The sequence below is a fragment of the Rhodoferax sp. MLSD5-FHT05B10 genome, assembly GCF_058793415.1.
Genome location: NZ_JBXAFT010000013.1, coordinates 48,340 through 67,824, shown reverse-complemented (window position 1 = coordinate 67,824; position 19,485 = coordinate 48,340). Strand labels below are relative to the sequence as shown.

Genomic DNA, 19,485 nt, shown 5'->3' with positions numbered 1-19,485 from the left:
CCCTAGGCCCGGGCGGCCGCGCGGGCCACCCAGTTCTGCCGGGCAAAGCCCAGCAGCGACACCGCGATCACGCCGGCCAGGGCGTATTGCGCCGGCAGGGCCTCGGCAAAATCCAGCCCCTCGCTCACCAGGTTGTAGGCCGCCGCCACCAGCAATGCGGCCACCAGGCGCAAGCTCCACGCCGTGGGCTGCAGGTGTGCCGGGCCCATGCGCTGCCACAGCACATGCCCCAGCAGGCCGGCCAGAATGCCCAGGCTGGCGCCCACCGCCACGTCACCCGCCCAGTGCGCGCCCACGGCAATGCGGGACAAGCCGGTCCCCGCCGCCAGCACAAACAGCCACCCGTGCCGGGCCCGCCGCGCCGCCGGCAGGGCGAAATACAGGGCCGACGCCACCGCAAACGCGGTGAGCGTGTGGCCGGAGGGCATGGACACGTTGTGCAGCAACTCGCCCACCACCCGCATCTGCGCGTTGTCCACCACGGCAGCCGGGCGCGGGCTCTCGATCAGCCCCTTGCCCAGGCGCGCGAACAGCATCGCAAACGGTGCCGCGCACAGCCAGGCCCACATCAGGCGCGGCGCCAGCACCAGCAGCGGCGCCGTGATGCCCAGCACCCCCCAGCCATTGCCCAGCAGGGACAGGCTCGCCCATACCGAAGCCGCCACGGGCGCACACAGGGTGTTGATGGCAACGAACAGGGCCGGCTCGTACCAGTGCAGCCACAGCGGCGCCGTCAACACGAACAGCCCCGGAGGAATCAGCCAGGCCTCGCGGGCCACACGGGTGCTGGCGGCACCTTCGGCCAGGGACGGAGAAGTGGAAGAAAGCATGGACATCAGGGGCTGTCAGCCAGCCGGGGTTGCGGATCGCCCGACCAGCGGTGGCAGGCATAGAACCGGAAGGTGGCAATGGTAGCGCCCAGACGCTGCACCGGCTGCTGCTCCAGCAGCGTGCAGTCGGCAAAACCGTGCGCGCCCTGCGGCACTGCATACGCCAGTTGCGACCAGTCCACCAGCAGCGTGTCGTCGCCCACGGGCAGGTCGCCCGCCCACAGGGTGAACTGGTCAAAGCGGTTTTCCAGCACATGCACCGGCAGGGGACGGGCGTACCAGCCCAGGCGGCTGGCCAGGGTCCAGTTCTGCACGCTCACGCTCGCCAGGCCGTGCTGCGCGGCCAGGGTGCGGGCACGCTGGCCGGCAGCGTCCCAGCCATGCAGGTCGGCAAACGGATTGGACGGCGCCTGGGCGTTGCCCTGGCCTTGCGCTCCGCTGATGAAGGGCGCGCCCGCGGTCAGCATCAAGCCCAGCAATGCGGCGCTGGCCAGGCCCTGCAGCACCGCCAGCACCACGATGGGCGTGCGGCGCCCCTGGTGCCACATGCGCGCCAGTGCCACCCCGGCAAATGGCGCCAGCGCCACCCAGGCCGGCGCCGTCCAGTGCGGCAGGCTGGTACCGCCACCGGCCAGGTACGCCAGCAGGGCAAAGGGCACGGCAAAGAACAGGCGCAGGCTGCGCGGCGGTCCGGTACGGTCGTGCCGCACCCCGGCCCAGCCCCACAGCAGCAGGGGGCCATAGGCCAGCACCTGGATCAGCAGGAAGCGCAGCACGTGCCCGGCCTGCCAGCCACCGCCAGCGCCATGCTGGGCCTGGTAGGTAAAAGATATCCAGTGGTTCTGGTAGTTCCACACCGCCACCGGCGCCACCAGCACCAGGGCCACGAGCACCGCGACCCACAGCCAGCGGTTGCCCAGCAGGCGGGCACCGTGCGCCACCAGCAGGCACGCCGCCACCGCCAGCGCCGCCAGGATGGCGGTGTATTTGCTCAGGCCGGCCAGCCCCAGCAACACGCCCAACGCCAGCCAGGGGCCGGGGCGCTGCACGGCCGAGGCGTCCATCAGGTGCAGGGTCGCCGCCATCAGGGCGGCGGTCCAGAACATGAGCAGGGTGTCGGGCAGCAGGCCGATGCCCAGCACGTGCGGCAGGGGCGCCAGCGCCCACGCCAGCACGGCCCACAGGCCCGCCTGGCCGCGCGGCTGCGCGCCGTGCAGGCGCTCGGCCAGCCCGAACACCAGCAGCGCCGTGCCCAGCCAGAGCAGCTCGGGCACCAGCCGCAACACCGCTGTGGGCGTGTTCAGGGCGACCAGGGGCCACTGCACCCAGCCCACCAGCGGCGGGTGGTCAAAATAGCTCAGCGCCGGGTGCGCGGCATACAGCGCGTAGTGGGCCTCGTCCACCGACAGGCCCACGAGCGCGCCCAGGGCGAAATGCACCCCGCACACCAGCGCCAGGACGAGCCGGACGCTGCGGGGCACAGCAGTGAAGAAAGTCGATACGCGCAAGGGGCTGGTCAATGGCAGATGGAAACCCCGCAGTCTAAACTGCGGGGTTCAGCAAAATGCGTCCGACTGGTAATTTCCCCGTCGGCCACCCAGCCCAAAGGAATGCCATGCCAACCTACCATATCGAAATGCTTGAGGGTCGCACCCTGGAACAGAAAAAGAAACTGGTGGAAGAGATCACCCGCGTCACCGTCGAAGTGCTGGGCGGCTCGCCCGACGCAGTGGACGTGCTGATCGTGGATGTGCCCCGCCAGAACTGGGCCACGGGCGGCAAGCTCTGGTCCGAACCGCGCAGCTGACCCGCTGCGTCAGACGCCGGAGGCGTCGGTGCTGCGCTGCTGCGCGGCCAGCGCCTGTTCCAAAAGGGGTTGCGGGGCGTCGACCTGCGGCACCCACTGCTGGCGGTTCAGTTCCACCAGGATTTCCTTCAGCGCACCGGCCACGTCGTCGCGTGTCAGGGCATTGAGGTCGGAATCCGCCACGTCGTCCACGTGGGAAACCCGTTCCGACTGCACCTCGATGCAGCGCTCGAACAGGTTGCGCACCAGGCGGCCATTGGCCGTGGTCTGACCTGCCTGGTACCACTGGACCAGTGCGTCCTGCAACAGAGCACGCGCCGGCGCCGCCAGCTCGTATTCCGATTCACGGCAGAAGGACTCGAAGATGCCCAGCAGTTCGTCGGGTCGGTAGTCGTCAAATGCAATGTAGTGGTTGAAGCGCGAACGCAGCCCCGGGTTGCTGCTGATGAACGCCTGCATGGGCTCCGAATAGCCCGCCACAATCACGACCAGCTGGTCGCGGTAGTCTTCCATGGCCTTGAGCAGGGTGTCGATCACCTCCCCGCCGAAATCGTTCTCACCGGAGCCGTGCGCCAACGCATAGGCTTCGTCGATGAACAGCACGCCGCCTAGGGCCGATTCGATGACCTCGCGCGTCTTGATCGCCGACTGCCCCACGTAGCCGGCCACCAGCCCCGAGCGGTCCACCTCCACGATGTGGTTGGACGGGAGGATGCCCAAACCGAAATACAGGTCGGCGACAATGCGTGCCACCGCCGTCTTGCCGGTCCCCGGATTGCCGGTGAACACCAGATGCTGCGAAAAGCCGGAGGGCACCTTGCGCCCGGTCTTTGCGCGCATGTGCTGCAGGCGCACGTAGGCAAACAGGCGCTGCACCTGTTTCTTCACCCGCGCCAGCCCCACCAGGGCGTTGAGCTTGCGGACCACATTGTCGTAGCTGGCAGACATGCCGTCGTCGGCCGGCAAGGGTTCGCCCAGCGCGCTTTCCACATCGGCGGGGAGGATGGCCTGCAGATCCACTTTCGAGGCATTGGCCAGCGCATAGACGCGCTGCGCCTGGGCTTCGATCACTTTCTCGAACAGGTTGCGCACGTAGCGCGCGTTGGCAAAGTGCTCGCGCTGAACCTGGATTTCGCGCCCGAAGATGGCCTGCAGCCCCTGGTGCGTGGAGGGACTCAGAACGTAGGAGTGCCCGTTGCAGAAGCTCAGGAAGATCTTCAGCAGCTCCGCCGGTGTGTAGTCCGGAAAGTGGATGTAGCGGTTGAAGCGCGAGGCGAGTCCCGGATTGGCGTGGATGAAATCATCCATTTCAGCGGTGTAGCCGGCCACGATCACCACCAGGTCGTCCCGGTGGTCTTCCATCATCTTCAGCAGTGTTTCAATCGCCTCCTTGCCGAAATCCTGCGGGCCGGAACGGGCCAGCGCGTAGGCCTCGTCAATGAACAGCACACCGCCCAGGGCGGACTCCACGATGGCCTTGGTCTTGAGCGCGGTCTGCCCGATGTACGGCGCCACCAACCCGGAGCGATCGGTCTCGACCACCTTGTCGGTCTTGAGGATGCCCAGGCGCTGGTACAGCCCGGCAATGATGCGGGCAATGGTGGTCTTGCCGGTGCCGGGGTTGCCCAGGAACACCAGATGGCGTGAGGGCCAGTTGGGCACGCGCAAACCCTGCTGCGCGCGCAGCTTCTGCACATGGATGTAGCTGGCCTGGCGAAAGACTTCCTGGCGCACGACGTCCAGTCCGACAAAGCCGCTGAAGGCGGCGGCGAGGTAGTCGGCAATGGACTGGTCACCGCGCAGGGGGTGTTCGGCCACCGGTTGCCAGCCCACACGCCGCTCCGTGAATTCAGGCCCCGGCACGGACTCGCTGGAACGCCGCTCCTGCAGACGGGCCAGACGCAGCCGGGCCTCGGAGAGCTCCTGCCGCGCGGCCAGCCCATACCAGTGCCGGGCCTGCTCCAGGTCCTTCGCCACACCCAGGCCGTTCTCGTACAACCAGCCCAGGTTGTTGCAGGCCTCGGCGTAATCCCGGTCGGCCGCCAGCCGGTTCCAGTGCGCGCTCTGGACATAGTCCACCGCAACCCCCACGCCGTGTTCGTAGATGACGCCCAACGCACACTGGGCTTCGGGCATGCCCTGATCCGCCGCCGCCCGGTACCACCGCAGGGCTTCCTGTGGGTCCGTGTCCACGCCACGGCCATTGGCGTAGGCAAAGGCCAGGTTGTACTGGGCCAGGAAGTCTCCCTGCTGCGCTGCCTGCCGGAACCAGTACACGCCCTCCTGGGCGTCCAGCGGCACGCCGGCGCCGGTGGCGTAGTGGTAGCCCATCTGGCGCTGCGAAGGCGCGTCGCCCCATTCGGCCGCCATGCGCAGCCGCCGTATGCCTTCTGCCTCGTTCTTGGGCACACCCCGGCCATGCAGATGGGCGTACGCGCGGTAGCGCTGGGCCACCGTATGGCCGTGATCCGCCGCGCGGAGAAACCAGTCGGCGGCTTCCGCATCATTCTTCTCCACCCCTATCCCCCGCGCATAGCGCTGCCCCAGCGTGAACTGGGCCTCGATATCCGGCTGGACCCGCGCACTGCCTTCGGCGAGCCGGCGCAGTTCGGGCACGGGTATGGCCTTGTAGGATATAGATGTCATGGCGCAAGAGTGTAGGCAACGGCGCCCGGTTGCAAACTGCAAGCATAACCCTATCGCGCACAGGGTAAACTGTTTCTCCATGTGCCAATTGCTTGGAATGAACAGCCTCCTGCCGGCCAGCCTGACGCTGAGCTTCACCGGTTTTTCGCAGCGGGGGGGCTGCACCGACCACCACGCCGACGGCTGGGGCATTGCCTTTTTCGAAAGCGATGGCCCCCGCCCCGGCAAGGCGGTGCGCCATTTCGTGGACAAGGAAAGCGCGGCCACCTCGCCCATTGCGAAAATGCTGCGCAGCTACCCCATCAAAAGCCACAACGTGGTGGCGCACGTGCGCAAGGCCACGGTCGGCTCCGTGGCGCTGGAAAATTGCCACCCCTTTGTGCGCGAGTTGTGGGGGCGCTACTGGGTGTTTGCCCACAACGGTGACCTGAAGGACTTCAGCCCCGCCCTGCATGGCGCCTTCAAGCCCGTGGGCGATACCGACAGCGAGTTGGCGTTTTGCTGGCTGCTGCAGGAGCTCAACAAGTCCCACGCCGGTGTCCCCAGCGTAGAGGAGCTGACCCACACCCTGCGCGAACTGGTGCCCCGCATCGCCAAACATGGCACTTTCAACTTTTTACTGAGCAACGGCCAGGCCTTGTGGGCCCATGCCAGCACCAAGCTGCACTACGTGCTGCGCCAGCACCCGTTCACCCAGGTTCAGCTCAAGGACGAGGACGTGAGCGTGAACCTGGCCGACCTCAACGGCCCCGAAGACCGCCTGGCCATCGTGGTGACCGAGCCGCTGACCACCAACGAGCAGTGGGTGGCCATGGCCCCCGGCGAACTCACGGTGTTTGTGGACGGCTGCCCGCTGGCCTGAACGCCACGGCCGCTTCCAGCGCGTCCACGAACATCGCCGCCACGTCGAAGCCGGTCTGGTCGGTGATTTCCTGGAAGCAGGTCGGGCTGGTGACGTTGATTTCGGTCAGGCTGTCGCCGATCACGTCCAGCCCCACCAGCAGCAGGCCCCGTGCCGCCAGCACCGGCCCCAGCGCTTCGGCAATGGCGCGGTCGGCCGCGCTGAGCGGCTGGGCCACCCCCTTGCCACCCGCGGCCAGATTGCCTCGCACTTCGCCCCCCTGTGGAATGCGCGCCAGGCAGTACGGCACCGGCTGGCCGCCGATGACCAGCACGCGCTTGTCGCCGTCCACGATGGCGGGCAGGAACTTCTGCACCATCAGGCTCTGCGCGCCGTGGCGGTTCAGCGTTTCGGTAATCGACCCCAGGTTCAGTCCGTCGGGGCCGACGCGGAAGATGCCCATGCCCCCCATGCCATCCAGCGGCTTGAGGATGATGTCGCCATGCTCGGCGTGGAAGCGCTTGATGTCCGCCGCGTCACGCGTAACCAGAGTGGGGCCGATGAACTGGGGAAACTCCATGATGGCGAGTTTCTCCGGGTGGTCGCGCAGCGCAGCGGGCTTGTTGAACACCCGGGCGCCGTCCCGCTCGGCCTGCTCCAGCAGGTGGGTGGCGTAGAAGTACTCGCTGTCAAACGGCGGGTCCTTGCGCATGAGAACCGCGTCAAAGTTCTTCAGCGCCACCGAGCGCGTACCGCGCTGCGTGAACCACTCCGGCGTCTGGCCGGTCAGCACGATGTCGCGCACATGGGCCACCACGTCGGCGCCGCGCTGCCACATCAGGTCCTGCGGCTCGCAGGCGCTGACGCGGTGCCCGCGCCGGTGCGCCTCGCGCATCATGGCGAAGGTGGTGTCCTTGTAGGTCTTGAACGATTCCAGCGGGTCGGCAACAAAAAGTATGTCCATGGGAGGCACCAGCAAAGTAAGTGAAAGAAAAATCCGGGAGCGGAAACCGGCAATACAGGCCGCCCGGGCAGTCTAGTCGGACGAACGCAGCAGCGTGCGGCGCCCGACATGCTGCACCAGCAGCGCCAGCGCACCGGCCACCACGCCCCAGAAAGCCGAGCCCACGCCGGCCACGACCACGCCGCTAAGCGTTACCAGAAAGGTGATGAGGGCGGCCTCCCGGTGCGGCTCGTGCTGCAGGGCTGCCGTCAGGGCGCCGCCAATGGTACCCAGCAGCGCAAGCCCGGCGATGGCGGCCACCAGCTCCTTGGGAAAGGCCGTCAGCACCCCGGTGATGGCGGCTCCGAAGAGGCCGATTACCACATACAGGGCGCCGCAGGACACCGCTGCGGTGTAGCGCCGGGCCGGGTTGGCGTGCACGTCCGGCCCCATGCAGATGGACGCGGTGATGGCGCTCAGGTTCAGCGCATAGCCCCCGAACGGCGCCAGCACCGCGGTGGCCAGCCCGGTCAGCGTGATGACCTTGGAAACGGGAATGCCCGCGTCGCCGCCCTGGGCGCGCCGGTCGCCATAGCCGGCCGACTGGATGGCCGCCACGCCGGGCAGGTTTTGCGACGCCATGGTGACGATGAACAGCGGCAAGGCCAGACTGACCAGCGCCGCCAGCGTGAAGTGGGGGCTGACGAAGACCGGTTTTGCCAGGCCAAAAACGATGCCAGAGCCCGAAAAACCTGCGTTGAAAGCTACGAAAACAATAGCAACCAGCAGGGTCAGTGGCACCGCGTAGCGCGGCAGCCAGCGCCGCCCCACCAGGTAGGCCAGCAACATGGTCAGCACCAGCGGCAAGGCGGTCTGCGCCGCCGCGAAACCCGAGAGGCCGAACCGCGTCAGCACGCCGGCGAGCAGGGCCGAGGCCAACGCCAGCGGAATGCGGTTCATCACCCGCTCAAACCAGCCCGTCCAGCCGGCCAGGGTGATCAGGACGGCGCAGACGATGAAGGCCCCCACCGCTTCGGACATGGAAAATCCGCCCAGTGCACCGGCACTGGCCAGCACCGCCGCGCCGGGCGTGCTCCAGGCCACCATGACGGGCTTCCTGAGCCACAGCGACGGAACCAGGGTGCACAAGCCCATGCCCAGCCCCAGCGCCCACATCCACGACGCAATCATCTCCGGCGTGGCATGGAAGGCCTGCGCAGCCTGGAACACGATGGCCACCGAGCTGGTGAAACCCACCAGCACCGCCACGAAGCCGGCGGTGAACGCGGACAGGCTGAGGTCTTTGAAAAACTGCATGCGGGCCATTGTGACACCGGCCGGCGCACGCCGCGCACCGGCCCGCCAGAACCCCTGCTGGCTCAGATCTCGATCTTGGAGCCCAGCTCCACCACCGAATTGTTGGGCAGGTTCAGGAAATCGGCTGCGCCGCTGGCGTTGTGGTGCATCTGGGCAAACAGCTTTTCACGCCACGGCGCCATGCCGCTGCCGATGGTGGGTACCACCGAGTCGCGCGACAGGAAGTAGCTGGTGGTCATGGCATCGAGCTCGCAGCCGCGCCCCTTGAGTTGCTGCAGGGCCTTGGGCACGTCGGGGTCGTTCTTGAAGCCGTAGTGGATCATCACCTGCCAGCAGTCGTGGCCCAGGGATTCGATCTGCAGGCGCTTGTCCAGACCAATCCACGGCACTTCGTGGTTGCGCACCGTGACGAACAGGTTGTTGAGGTGCAGCACCTTGTTGTGCTTGAGGTTGTGCAGCAGGGCATTGGGCACGGTCCCTTCTTCGGCCGTCAGGAACACGGCCGTGCCCTCGACGCGCACCGGCGGGCTCACGAAGACGGCTTCCAGGAAACTCTGCAGGTCCAGCGCATCGTCGCGAAGCTTGGAGTTGAGCAGCTGGCGACCGTCCTTCCAGGTCACCATCAGGGAGAAGACGGCGCCGCCAATGGCCAGCGGGAACCAGCCGCCATCGAACAGCTTGAGCAGATTGGAGGCGAAGAAGGCGAAGTCGACCACGAAGAAGACCCCGGTGGCGGCAAAACACAGCACCAGCGGGTACTTCCAGGCGTAGCGGATGACATAGAAGGTCAGCACCGTGGTGATCAGCATGTCGGTGCAGACCGCAATGCCATACGCCGCCGCCAGGTTGCTCGACGACTTGAACATCACCACCGCCAGCGAAATGGCCACGAACAGGCCCCAGTTGACGAAGGGGATGTAGATCTGACCGGTATCCTGCACGCTGGTGTGCAGCACCTTCAGGCGCGGCAGGTAACCCAGCTGGATGACCTGCTTGGTGACGCTGAACGCGCCGGTGATGAGCGCCTGCGACGCAATGACCGCCGCCATGGTGGCCAGCACCACCAGCGGCAGCAACGCCCAGTCAGGCGCCATCATGTAGAACGGGTTCTTGACGGCCGCCGGGTTCTGCAGCAGCAGGGCCCCCTGCCCAAAGTAGTTCAGGGTCAGGGCGGGCATGACCACGCCGAACCACGCCACCCGGATGGGCTGCTTGCCAAAGTGGCCGAGGTCGGCGTACAGCGCTTCGGCCCCCGTCACGCACAGCACCACGGCCCCCAGCAGGATGAAGGTGATGCCGGGGTTGTTCCACATGAACGCCAGCGCGTAGTACGGGTTGAGCGCCTTCAGGATGACCGGGTTGTCGGCAATGTGCACCACGCCCAGGGTGGCGATGGACGCAAACCACACCAGGGTGATCGGACCAAAGAACTTGCCGATGCCCGCCGTGCCGTTCTTCTGCACCGCAAACAGCAGCACCATGACGACCAGCGTCAGCGGCACCACGTATTTGGCAAAGCGTGGCGACACCACTTCCAGACCTTCCATGGCACTCAGGACAGAAATGGCCGGGGTGATGACGCCGTCGCCGTAAAACAGGCAGGTGCCAAACACGCCCACCGCCAGCAGCACGCGGCGCAGTTCGGGGCGGTCCTTCACGGCCTGGGAAGCCAGGGCCATCATGGCCACCAGGCCGCCTTCGCCCGCGTTGTCGGCCCGCAGCACCAGCGTCACGTACTTGATGGAGACGATGACCGTCAGCGTCCAGAAGAGAATGGACAGGATGCCGTACACGTTGTCCGGCGTGAAAGGGACGTGGCCGCTGCCGAAGATTTCCTTGACGGCGTAGAGGACGCTGGTGCCGATATCGCCGTACACGACGCCAATAGCGCCCAAGGTCAGCGCCGTGAGAGACGATTTGGATGCAGACACAAGTTCACCCTGCCGCGATTCGGCAACGGGTTCCATTTCATTTGGGATCGCTATTTTGCGCTAGCCGGCCTGCCTGGCAAGTGCGGAACTGACGTTTCCCCGCGAATCCTGGGGCATGTTGCAGCGCAACAACTCCACCCCTTCCCCAAACCCGCGCGACACGCTAGGCGTAGTGCTCGGCCTCGGGGTCGGTGGCTTCCAGCTCGTAGGTCGCCGCCAGCATGGCCAGCCGGCCGATCACGCCGTACATATAGAACCGGTTGGGTGCGCTGGCACCGGGTCGGACCCCCGGCTGAGGTAAGTGCGTACTCTCGGCAAAAGCCAATGGGACAAAGCTGGAGCCTGGAGCGTTGAGGTTCTCGTCGGCCTTGCGCCCGGCGTGCACCCGGTAGAAGCCGCCCACCACGTAGCGGTCCATCATGTAGACCACCGGCTCGGCCATGGCGTCATTGACGCGTTCGTTGGTCAGCACCCCTTCCTGGAGGATGACGTCGTACACCCGGGTGCCGTCCTTGGCGGCGCCCACCTTGCCCGAAACCTGCTGGCGCAGGGCGTCGAGTTCCCGGGCGTCGCGCACCGTCAGCACACCCATGTCGTGGTTGCTGTTGTCGGCCTTGACCACCACGAACGGTTTTTCCTTGATGCCGTATTCCTTGTGCTTCTTGCGGATCTTGCCCAGCAGCGTGTCGACCCGGCTGGCCAGGTCCTGCACACCGGCCTCGCTGGAAAAATCGACCCCGCTGCAGTGATCGAACAGCGGGTTGATGAGCCAGTGGTCCACGCCAATGAGCTTGCCAAAGCGCTTGGACACCTCTTCATAGCACTTGAAATGCGTGCTCTTGCGCCGGGTGGACCAGCCCGCGTGCAGCGGGGGCAGCAGGTACTGCTGGTGCAGGTCTTCCAGGATGCCGGGCACGCCGGCGCTCAGGTCGTTGTTGAGCAGGATGGTGCAGGGATCGAAGTCCTTGACGCCGATGCGGCCCTTGTTGCGCACCACCGGCTCCAGGGTGATGCTTTCACCGTCGGGCAGGTTCAGGGTGACGCTCTTCTTCAGGTCGGGGCTGATGGAGCCGATGCGCACGTGCAGGCCCGCCATGTGGAAGATGCGGCGCAGCTGGGCCAGGTTGCTCAGGTAGAAGGTGTTGCGGGTGTGGTTCTCCGGCACGATCAGCAGGTTGCGCGCCTCGGGGCAGATTTTTTCAATGGCCGCCATGGCCGCCTGCACCGCCAGGGGCAGCATGGCGGGAGTCAGGATGTTCCAGCCGTCGGGGAACAGGTTGGTGTCCACCGGCGCCAGCTTGAAGCCGGCGTTGCGCACGTCCACCGAGCTGTAGAACGGTGGGGTGTGCTCCATCCACTCCAGGCGAAACCAGCGCTCGATGGCCGGCATCGAGTCCAGAATGCGTTGCTCCAACTCGTTGATGGGACTGGTCAGGGCAGTGACGAAATGTGGAACCATACGGCCCTCTCGGTAGATGCAAACGCGACAATTCTAGAAGGTGGGGGCCGCCACGCGACTTGCAAGAGCGCTCACAGGCGCACTTCGCCATCCCCCAGCACCACGTATTTGAGCGAAGTCAATCCCTCAATGCCCACCGGGCCCCGGGCGTGGAACTTGTCGGTGCTGATGCCAATCTCGGCCCCCAGCCCGTACTCGAAGCCGTCGGCAAAGCGGGTACTGGTGTTGACCATCACACTGGCCGAGTCGACTTCGCGCAGGAAGCGCTGGGCGTGCATGTGGTCGCGCGTGAGGATGGCATCGGTGTGGTGGCTGGAGTACTGGTTGATGTGGGCAATGGCGGCATCCAGACCGTCCACGACCTTGATGCTGACGATGGGCGCCAGGTACTCCTCGTACCAGTCGCTCTCCTGGGCGACCACCAGCTTGGGCGCCACGGACGCTCCTGAAACCATAGCATTCTGCGCAGAATCGGCGGGGGCCTGGTGCCAGTTTCCTCCCAAAATGGCGAGCGCCTCGGCATCGCAGCGCATCTCCACGCCCTTGGCAGCGTAGATGGCGCCGATGCGGGGCAGGAAGTCCGGCGCCACGCCACGCGCCACCAGCAGGCCTTCGGCGGCGTTGCAGGGGCTGTACTTGCTGGTCTTGGCGTTGTCGGCCACCTTGACGGCCATGGCCACGTCACAGGGATCGTCCACATAGACATGGCAGTTGCCGTCCAGGTGCTTGATTACCGGCACCTTGGCACCGGCGCTGATGCGCTCGATCAGGCTTTTTCCCCCGCGCGGGATGATCACGTCCACGTACTGCGGCATGGCGATGAGCTGGCCCACCACCTCGCGGTCGGTGGTCTGTACCAGTTGCACGGCATCGGTGGGCAGGCCGCTCTCGGCCAGCGCCTGCTGCACCAGCCGGGCCAGCGCCTTGTTGGAATCGATGGCCTCGGAGCCGCCGCGCAGGATGCAGGCGTTGCCGCTCTTGATGGACAGGCTGGCCGCCTCGATGGTGACGTTGGGCCGGCTCTCGAAAATCATGCCGAACACGCCAATGGGCACACGCATCTGACCGACACGGATACCGCTGGGCTGCTGCTTCATGCCGATGATCTCGCCAATGACGTCAGGCATGGCGGCAAGCTGCTCGCAGCCCTGGGCGCAGGTCTCGATCACCTTGGGGGTCAGCTTCAGGCGGTCCACCAGGGGGGCGGCCAGGCCGGCGGCCACGGCCCGCTCCAGGTCCTTGGCATTGTCGACCTGCAGGGCTTGCACGTTGTCGCGCAGCAGGCGGGCCAGTGCCCGCAGCGCTGCGTTTTTGGTAGCTGCAGACGCAGAGGCCATACGGGCCGAAGCCACTTTGGCCTGCGAACCCAAGGCCTGGGTGTATTCGGTGATGTTGATCGCGTTCATGGCGGCATTTTCGCACGCCCCTGCCAGGGGGCAAGCGAAAACGGCGCTAGCGGGAACGCCCGGGCCCCGGGGCCGCAGCACACAGGGCGCACAGCTGCAGGGCCAGCCGGTGCAGCGCCTGCCAGCCGGTGGCGGGCCAGCCGGGCTGCTTCAGGCCCTTAACGATGCCGTCCACCACATGGGCCGCCTGCAGCAGCTCCGCCAGCGCACCCTCGCTCACCCGCGGCAGCACGCGCTCGAACAGGCGCTCGCGCACGCCCCAGATGCGCTGCTCGCGCAGCGCCATGGGCAGGGGGCGCCCGGCGCCCATGGCGTCTTTCACGCGCTTCAAGGCGCGGATGTCCTCGCTCAGCGTGTAGTGCACCAGCACCTCGGCCTCGCCTTCAGCCTGCAGGCCGTCGAGCATGCGCTGCACGCGCAGGGCCTGGCCGCCCAGCACGGCTTCGGAGAGTTTGAAGACGTCGTAGCGGGCCACGTTCAGCACGGCGCCCTCCACCTGTTCAAAACTGAGCACCCCCGCGTCCGCGCCGGCGGCCACGGGAAACAGCAAGCCCAGCTTCTGGATTTCCTGGTGGGCAGCCAGCAGGTTGCCTTCCACCCGGTCGGCAAAGAACTGCAACGTGCGCTGACCCTCCTCGCCGGCGGCAACGCGCTGCCCCTGGCTGGCCAGGCGCTGGGCAATCCACTGCGGCAAGGCCTGGCGTTCCACCGGCTCGATGGCGATGGCCACGCCAAAGCTTTCCAGGGCCGCAAACCAGGCCGTGGATTTGGTCATCTTGTCCAAGCGCGGCAGCAGCACGACGGTGAGGGTGGAGTCGTTGCCCTGCGCTGCCTCGGCCAGCTGCTGCAGCGCCACGCTGCCGTCCTTGCCCGGCTTGCCGCTGGGAATGCGGATTTCCACGATCTGCTTGTCGGCAAACAGGCTCAGGGACCCGCCGGCGGCCAGCACCTCGCTCCAGTCAAAATGGGCGCCCGCCACCGTGTGCGCCGTGCGCTCGGTATAGCCCTGGGCCCGCGCCGCGGCGCGGATAGCGTCCAGCGCCTCCTGCTGCAGCAGGGGCTCGTCACCGTGCAGGGTGTAGAGGCTCTTGAGCCCGCGCCCCAGGTGGTTGCTCAGCTGGCTGGCCGCGAGCTGCATGGCTCAGGGCGCGTCCAGCTGCTTGATGGCAGCCAGGCGGCGCAGGAGCTGCTGCACGATGTCGGACTGCATGTCGCGGTACAGCAGGCCCTCTTCGGCTTCCTTGGCCAGCACGGCGGATTCGTTGAAGCTGATGTCGCGCTGCTGCTGGATTTGAGTGGCGGTGATCAGCTCCCGCCCCTGCGGCGTGCGCATGCGGAAGGTGACACTCAAGCGCAGTTGGAACTCGCGCACCTGGCCGGACGCGTTCACCCCCACCACCACTTTCTCGCGCAGCTCCTGCAGGATGTCGACGATGACCTGCGGCGGCACGCCCCCCTGGGCGGGTGCCAGGGGCACCACGGCATCACCAAAGTAGCGGATCAGTTCCGTCGCCACCGCCCCGCCGCTCTCGGGCGTGATGGCCAGGGTCTGGAAAGCAAAATGCTGGCTGCTGCGCAGCTTGAAGCCGCACCCCACCAGCAGCGCGCTGGCCAGTCCGACGGAAAGAAACGCGCGACGCTGCATGGCCCTGCCCTAGATGACCACGTTGACCAGGCGGCCGGGCACCACGATCACCTTCTTGGCCGGCGCACCGGCAGCCAGGCTGACGAAGGTCTCGCAGGCCAGCGCGGCCGCCTCGATCTCCGCCTTGGTGGCGCCGGAAGGCACCACCACCGAACCGCGCAGCTTGCCGTTGATCTGCAGCACCAGTTCCACCTCGTCCTGCACCAGCGCCGCCGGGTCGACCATGGGCCAGGGCGCATCCAGCAGGTCACCCAGCGTGCTGGCGTAGCCCAGCTCGCTCCACAGGGCATGGGCAATGTGCGGCGTGGCCGGGTACAGGCAGCGTAGCAGGATGGAGAAGCCTTCGATCAGCGCCACCTGGGCACCGGCACTGTCCAGGGCCTTGAAGTCCTCCAGCGCGTTGATCATCTTCATGGCGCCCGAGACCACGGTGTTGTACTGCATGCGCTGGTAGTCGTAGTCCACCTGCTTGAGCACGCTGTGCAGTTCCCGGCGCAGCAGCTTGGCTTCCTTGCCAAACACCACGTCCTTCAGGCTGCCCGCCTTGGCCGCACTGGCGCTGGCCGCGGCGAAATCCATGGCCGAGAGCTTGACGCCGAAGTTCCAGACGCGGCGCAGGAAGCGGTAGCTGCCCTCCACCGCGGCGTCGTTCCACTCCAGCGTGGCCTCGGGCGGGGCGGTGAACATGGTGTACAGGCGCGCCGTGTCGGCGCCGTATTTCTCGATCAGGTCCTGCGGATCGACGCCGTTGTTCTTGGACTTGGACATGGTGCCCACGCCCTCGTAGTCGATCGGCGTGCCCACGGGCAGATCGCCCACGGCGTTCTTCAGCCTGGCGCCGACGATCTTGCCGCTCTCGTCTTGTACATGCTCCACATCGTGCGGCCAGAAATAGTCCTTGCCGCCCTTTTCGCCCTTGCGCGAGTAGATGTGGTTGAGCACCATGCCCTGCGTGAGCAGCTTGGTGAAGGGTTCGTCCACGGTCACCAGCCCCAGGTCGCGCATGACCTTGGTCCAGAAGCGCGCGTACAGCAGGTGCAGGATGGCGTGCTCGATGCCGCCGATGTACTGATCCATCGGCATCCAGTAGGCCGCGCCATCGCCCACCATGGCGAGGTCGTTCTTGGGGTCGCAGTAGCGCATGAAGTACCACGAACTGTCGACGAAGGTGTCCATGGTGTCGGTTTCGCGCCGCGCGGGCTGGCCGCACACCGGGCAAACCACACCGGCGTGGAAGCCTTCGTGCTTGACCAGCGGGTTGCCCGAGCCATCGGGCACGCAGTCCTGCGGCAGCACCACGGGCAGGTCCTTCTCGGGCACCGGCACGGCGCCGTGCTCGGCGCAATGGATGATGGGGATGGGCGTGCCCCAGTAGCGCTGGCGGCTCACGCCCCAGTCGCGCAGGCGCCAGGTGGTCTTCTTCTCGCCCAGGCCCTTGGCCTGCAGGGCAGCTGCCACAGCATCCACGGCCTCGGTGTGCGACAGCCCGCTGAACACGTCGGAATTGACGGTGACGCCGCGCTGCTTGTCGCCATACCAGTCCTGCCACTGGTCGTGGTCATAGGCCAGGCCGTCGATGTGCACCACGTCGTGAATGGGGAACCCGTACTTCTTGGCAAACGCGAAGTCGCGCTCGTCGTGCGCCGGCACGCCCATCACGGCGCCGTCGCCATAGCTCATCAGCACGTAGTTGCCGACCCAGACATCCACCGGCTTGCCGGTGAGCGGGTGGGTGACCTGCAGGCCCGTGGGCATGCCCAGCTTTTCCTTGACCGCCAGCTCGGCCTCGGTGGTGCCCCCGGCCTTGCACTCTTCGATGAACGTCGCCAGACGCCGGTTGGTCTGCGCCGCGTGCAGCGCCAGCGGGTGCTCGGGTGCCACGGCACAGAACGAGACACCCATGATGGTGTCGGCACGGGTGGTGAACACGTACATGCGGCCGTCGCCAATCAGCGCGCCGTCGGCGCCGCGGATGTCGTGGGTGAAGGCGAAGCGCACGCCACTGGATTTTCCGATCCAGTTTTCCTGCATCAGCTTGACGCGCTCGGGCCAACCCGGCAGGCTCTTCTCGCCCTCGCTGCCCGTCACAAAACCGAGCAGCTCTTCGGCGTAATCGGTGATCTTGAGGTAGTAGCCCGGGATCTCGCGCTTTTCGACCGTGGCGCCGGTGCGCCAGCCCTTGCCGTCAATCACCTGCTCGTTGGCCAGCACGGTCTGGTCCACCGGATCCCAGTTGACGACCTGGGTCTTGCGGTAGGCGATGCCCTTTTCCAGCATCTTGAGAAACAGCCACTGGTTCCACTTGTAGTAATCGGGGTCGCAGGTGGCCACCTCGCGGCTCCAGTCGATGGCCAGGCCCATGGCCTGCATCTGGCCCTTCATGTAGGCGATGTTCTCGTACGTCCACTTCGCCGGCGGCACGCCGTTCTTCAGTGCCGCGTTTTCCGCCGGCAGGCCGAAGGCGTCCCAGCCCATGGGCATGAGCACGTTGTAGCCGTTCATGCGCAGGTAGCGCGTGAGCATGTCGTTGATGGTGTAGTTGCGCACGTGACCCATGTGCAGCTTGCCGCTGGGGTAGGGCAGCATGGAACAGGCGTAGAACTTCTTCTTGGACGTGTCCTCGATCACGCGGTAGGCATTGCGCCCGCCCCACAGGGGTTGGGCCCAGTGGCTTTGGGCCGCTTTTTCAATGGCCAGGTGTTGGTATTTGTCTTGCATGGGTGAGGGCAACCAGCGGGTTGCCAGATAGGGAGCCTGAGCGGGATTTTAGGCGCTGTCCGCGTCAGCGGGCGGCGGCCGGGGGTGGTTCGGCCACAAAGCCGATGCGACTCAGCCCGGCGGCATGGGCCAGGCCCATGATTTCGACCACCCGCCCGTAGGGAACCGTCACATCGGCCCGCAACTGGACCTCGGTATCGGGGTTGCGCTGCGCGGTGGCCTGCAGGGCCTGCGCCAGGGCGGATGCGTCCAGCGGGCGGTCGTCCACATAGACCTGCCCCGCCTTGTCGATCACCAGCGCCACGAACTTGGGCGCCTGCAGGGCAGTGGTCCCCGGCGTCTTGGGCAGGTCCACCTTGACCGCGCTGACCAGCAAGGGGGCCGTGATGATGAAAATGACCACCAGCACCAGCATCACGTCCACCAGCGGCGTCATGTTGATCTCGCTCATGGGCTGCGGGCCCGGGGTGCGCTCCAGGCGACCAAATGTCATGGTTGTTCGGCCGTCAGCAGCAGTTCGCGCAGGTCCCGCGCAAAACCTTCCAGGTCGGCTTCAATGCGACCGATGTAGCGGCCCAGCACGTTGTACGCCAAGACGGCCGGAATGGCCACGGTCAGACCGGCGGCAGTCATGATGAGGGCCTCGCCCACGGGGCCGGCGATCTTGTCGATGCTGACCTGCCCGGCACCCGAGATGCCGATCAGCGCGTGGTAGATGCCCCAGACCGTGCCCAGCAGCCCCACGAAAGGCGCCGTGGAACCCACAGTGGCCAGCAACACCTGCCCGGACTGCAACTTGAGCAGCACCGCGTGCAGGGCATCACGCAGCACCCGCGTGAGCTGCTGCGACCGGTCTCCCGCGGCGGCCAGCGTGCCAGGCGCATGCGCCTGGGTGGCCTCCACCAGCGGGCTGACCAGCGCGTCCCGGTCGAAGGCGCGCACCCGGTGCAGGGCATCGTCCATCGAAGCCGCCTGCCAGAAAGCCGCCGTGCCGCGCACCACGTCCCGGTGCGCCCGCCGCAGCAACCAGCTCTTCCACAGGATCACCACCCAGCTGCCCACCGACATGAGCAGCAGGACCAGCGCCACGGCGCTACTGACCGCATCGCCCCGCGACAGCAGGTCCAGAACGTTCATTTGAGCCCCAGCACGTCGAACATGTCAAACAGGCCCGCCTTGCGTCCGGCCAGGAAGCGCACCGCGCGCAGACTGCCCTGGGCATAGGTGGCCCGGCTGGACGACTTGTGGCTGATCTCGATGCGTTCACCGATGCCGGCAAACAGCACGGTGTGGTCGCCCACGATGTCACCGCCGCGGATGGTGGCAAAACCAATGGAGGAAGGGTCGCGCTCGCCGGTCACACCCTCGCGGGCGTAGACCGCGCAATCCTTCAGGTCGCGCCCCAGGGCGCCGGCAATCACCTCGCCCATCTTGAGGGCGGTGCCCGAAGGCGCATCCACCTTGTGGCGGTGGTGCGCTTCGATGATTTCAATGTCATAGCCGGTGGACAGCGCCTTGGCCGCCATTTCCAGCAGCTTGAGCGTTACATTCACGCCCACGCTCATGTTGGGGGCCATGACAATGGCGATGTCCTTGGCAAGGGCGGCAATTTCCGCCTTCTGGGCCTCGGTGAACCCGGTGGTGCCGATGACGGCCGCCACCCCGAGTTCGCGGCAGACCTGCAGATGCGCCAGGGTTCCTTCGGGGCGGGTAAAGTCGATCAGGGCGGAGCAGGACTGCAGCCCGGCACGCAGATCCGCGGTAATCGCCACCCCGGCTGGCTTGCCCGAGAAGGCGCCGGCATCCTGGCCGATGGCAGGGCTGCCGGCCATGTCCAGCGCACCCGACAGGGTGCAGTCATCCGCCGCGCGCACGGCATCAATCAACATCTGGCCCATGCGGCCGGAGGCGCCAGCAATGGCGATTCTGTGGGTCATGTCTT

16 protein-coding genes are annotated in these 19,485 nt (G+C 66.5%); 2 read left to right on the top strand and 14 right to left on the bottom strand.

Annotation, left to right across the window (positions count from 1 at the left end; translation table 11 throughout):
• Nucleotides 1–2: 2 nt before the first annotated feature.
• Together AC1Q5W_RS15865 and AC1Q5W_RS15860 are read right to left on the bottom strand one after the other, a co-directional pair.
• Nucleotides 3–836, bottom strand: coding sequence for a phosphatase PAP2 family protein (locus tag AC1Q5W_RS15865; RefSeq protein WP_492644308.1), 834 nt, complete (start codon nucleotides 834–836; stop codon nucleotides 3–5).
• Entirely contained in the window at nucleotides 836–2,338 is a 1,503-nt protein-coding gene (locus tag AC1Q5W_RS15860) for an ArnT family glycosyltransferase (protein ID WP_492704252.1), read from the bottom strand. Before AC1Q5W_RS15860 ends, AC1Q5W_RS15865 begins: the two co-directional genes overlap by 1 nt.
• A gap of 107 nt (nucleotides 2,339–2,445) precedes the next feature.
• Between AC1Q5W_RS15860 and AC1Q5W_RS15855 the strand changes: the two genes are divergently transcribed.
• Nucleotides 2,446–2,637: a 4-oxalocrotonate tautomerase gene (locus AC1Q5W_RS15855; RefSeq protein ID WP_492644310.1), complete on the top strand. Its 192-nt coding sequence runs from the start codon at nucleotides 2,446–2,448 to the stop codon at nucleotides 2,635–2,637.
• Nucleotides 2,638–2,646: 9 nt separating this feature from the next.
• Here AC1Q5W_RS15855 and AC1Q5W_RS15850 read toward each other — a convergent pair whose 3' ends face one another.
• The gene (locus AC1Q5W_RS15850; protein WP_492644311.1) at nucleotides 2,647–5,283 is read right to left on the bottom strand and encodes an AAA family ATPase; all 2,637 of its coding nucleotides are present in this window, start codon (nucleotides 5,281–5,283) and stop codon (nucleotides 2,647–2,649) included.
• Nucleotides 5,284–5,362: 79 nt separating this feature from the next.
• Here AC1Q5W_RS15850 and AC1Q5W_RS15845 point away from each other — a divergent pair, with 79 nt between their 5' ends.
• Complete coding sequence (locus AC1Q5W_RS15845) at nucleotides 5,363–6,145, top strand: class II glutamine amidotransferase (protein ID WP_492644312.1); 783 nt, start codon at nucleotides 5,363–5,365, stop codon at nucleotides 6,143–6,145.
• Here the strand turns inward: AC1Q5W_RS15845 and gshB are convergent.
• The 11 genes from gshB to dapB all read right to left on the bottom strand — a co-directional run bounded on the left by gshB (nucleotide 6,111) and on the right by dapB (nucleotide 19,480).
• A complete protein-coding gene (gene gshB / locus AC1Q5W_RS15840) occupies nucleotides 6,111–7,088 on the bottom strand; it encodes a glutathione synthase (RefSeq protein WP_492644313.1) in 978 nt (325 codons plus the stop codon). The two genes, AC1Q5W_RS15845 and gshB, sit on opposite strands and share 35 nt — an antisense overlap.
• 72 nt (nucleotides 7,089–7,160) lie before the next feature.
• The gene (locus tag AC1Q5W_RS15835) at nucleotides 7,161–8,384 is read right to left on the bottom strand and encodes a benzoate/H(+) symporter BenE family transporter (protein WP_492644314.1); all 1,224 of its coding nucleotides are present in this window, start codon (nucleotides 8,382–8,384) and stop codon (nucleotides 7,161–7,163) included.
• A 62-nt stretch (nucleotides 8,385–8,446) separates the two neighbouring features.
• Entirely contained in the window at nucleotides 8,447–10,315 is a 1,869-nt protein-coding gene (locus AC1Q5W_RS15830) for a potassium transporter Kup (protein ID WP_492644315.1), read from the bottom strand.
• 163 nt (nucleotides 10,316–10,478) lie between these two features.
• The gene (gshA, locus tag AC1Q5W_RS15825) at nucleotides 10,479–11,774 is read right to left on the bottom strand and encodes a glutamate--cysteine ligase (RefSeq protein ID WP_492644316.1); all 1,296 of its coding nucleotides are present in this window, start codon (nucleotides 11,772–11,774) and stop codon (nucleotides 10,479–10,481) included.
• Nucleotides 11,775–11,845: 71 nt separating this feature from the next.
• The gene (locus AC1Q5W_RS15820; RefSeq protein WP_492644317.1) at nucleotides 11,846–13,180 is read right to left on the bottom strand and encodes a glutamate-5-semialdehyde dehydrogenase; all 1,335 of its coding nucleotides are present in this window, start codon (nucleotides 13,178–13,180) and stop codon (nucleotides 11,846–11,848) included.
• A gap of 46 nt (nucleotides 13,181–13,226) precedes the next feature.
• The gene (holA, locus tag AC1Q5W_RS15815) at nucleotides 13,227–14,318 is read right to left on the bottom strand and encodes a DNA polymerase III subunit delta (protein ID WP_492644318.1); all 1,092 of its coding nucleotides are present in this window, start codon (nucleotides 14,316–14,318) and stop codon (nucleotides 13,227–13,229) included.
• A gap of 3 nt (nucleotides 14,319–14,321) precedes the next feature.
• Nucleotides 14,322–14,825, bottom strand: coding sequence for an LPS-assembly lipoprotein LptE (locus AC1Q5W_RS15810; RefSeq protein ID WP_492644319.1), 504 nt, complete (start codon nucleotides 14,823–14,825; stop codon nucleotides 14,322–14,324).
• A gap of 9 nt (nucleotides 14,826–14,834) precedes the next feature.
• Complete coding sequence (gene leuS / locus AC1Q5W_RS15805) at nucleotides 14,835–17,543, bottom strand: leucine--tRNA ligase (protein WP_492644320.1); 2,709 nt, start codon at nucleotides 17,541–17,543, stop codon at nucleotides 14,835–14,837.
• A 64-nt stretch (nucleotides 17,544–17,607) separates the two neighbouring features.
• Nucleotides 17,608–18,036 carry an ExbD/TolR family protein gene (locus AC1Q5W_RS15800; RefSeq protein WP_492644321.1) on the bottom strand — a complete coding sequence of 143 codons (429 nt, stop codon included), beginning with the start codon at nucleotides 18,034–18,036 and terminating at the stop codon, nucleotides 17,608–17,610.
• A complete protein-coding gene (locus AC1Q5W_RS15795) occupies nucleotides 18,033–18,680 on the bottom strand; it encodes a MotA/TolQ/ExbB proton channel family protein (RefSeq protein WP_492644322.1) in 648 nt (215 codons plus the stop codon). Before AC1Q5W_RS15795 ends, AC1Q5W_RS15800 begins: the two co-directional genes overlap by 4 nt.
• Nucleotides 18,677–19,480 (bottom strand): 4-hydroxy-tetrahydrodipicolinate reductase, encoded by an 804-nt coding sequence (dapB, locus tag AC1Q5W_RS15790; protein WP_492644323.1) that lies wholly within the window; start codon nucleotides 19,478–19,480, stop codon nucleotides 18,677–18,679. The genes AC1Q5W_RS15795 and dapB overlap by 4 nt, the downstream gene beginning before the upstream one ends.
• Nucleotides 19,481–19,485 lie beyond the last annotated feature (5 nt).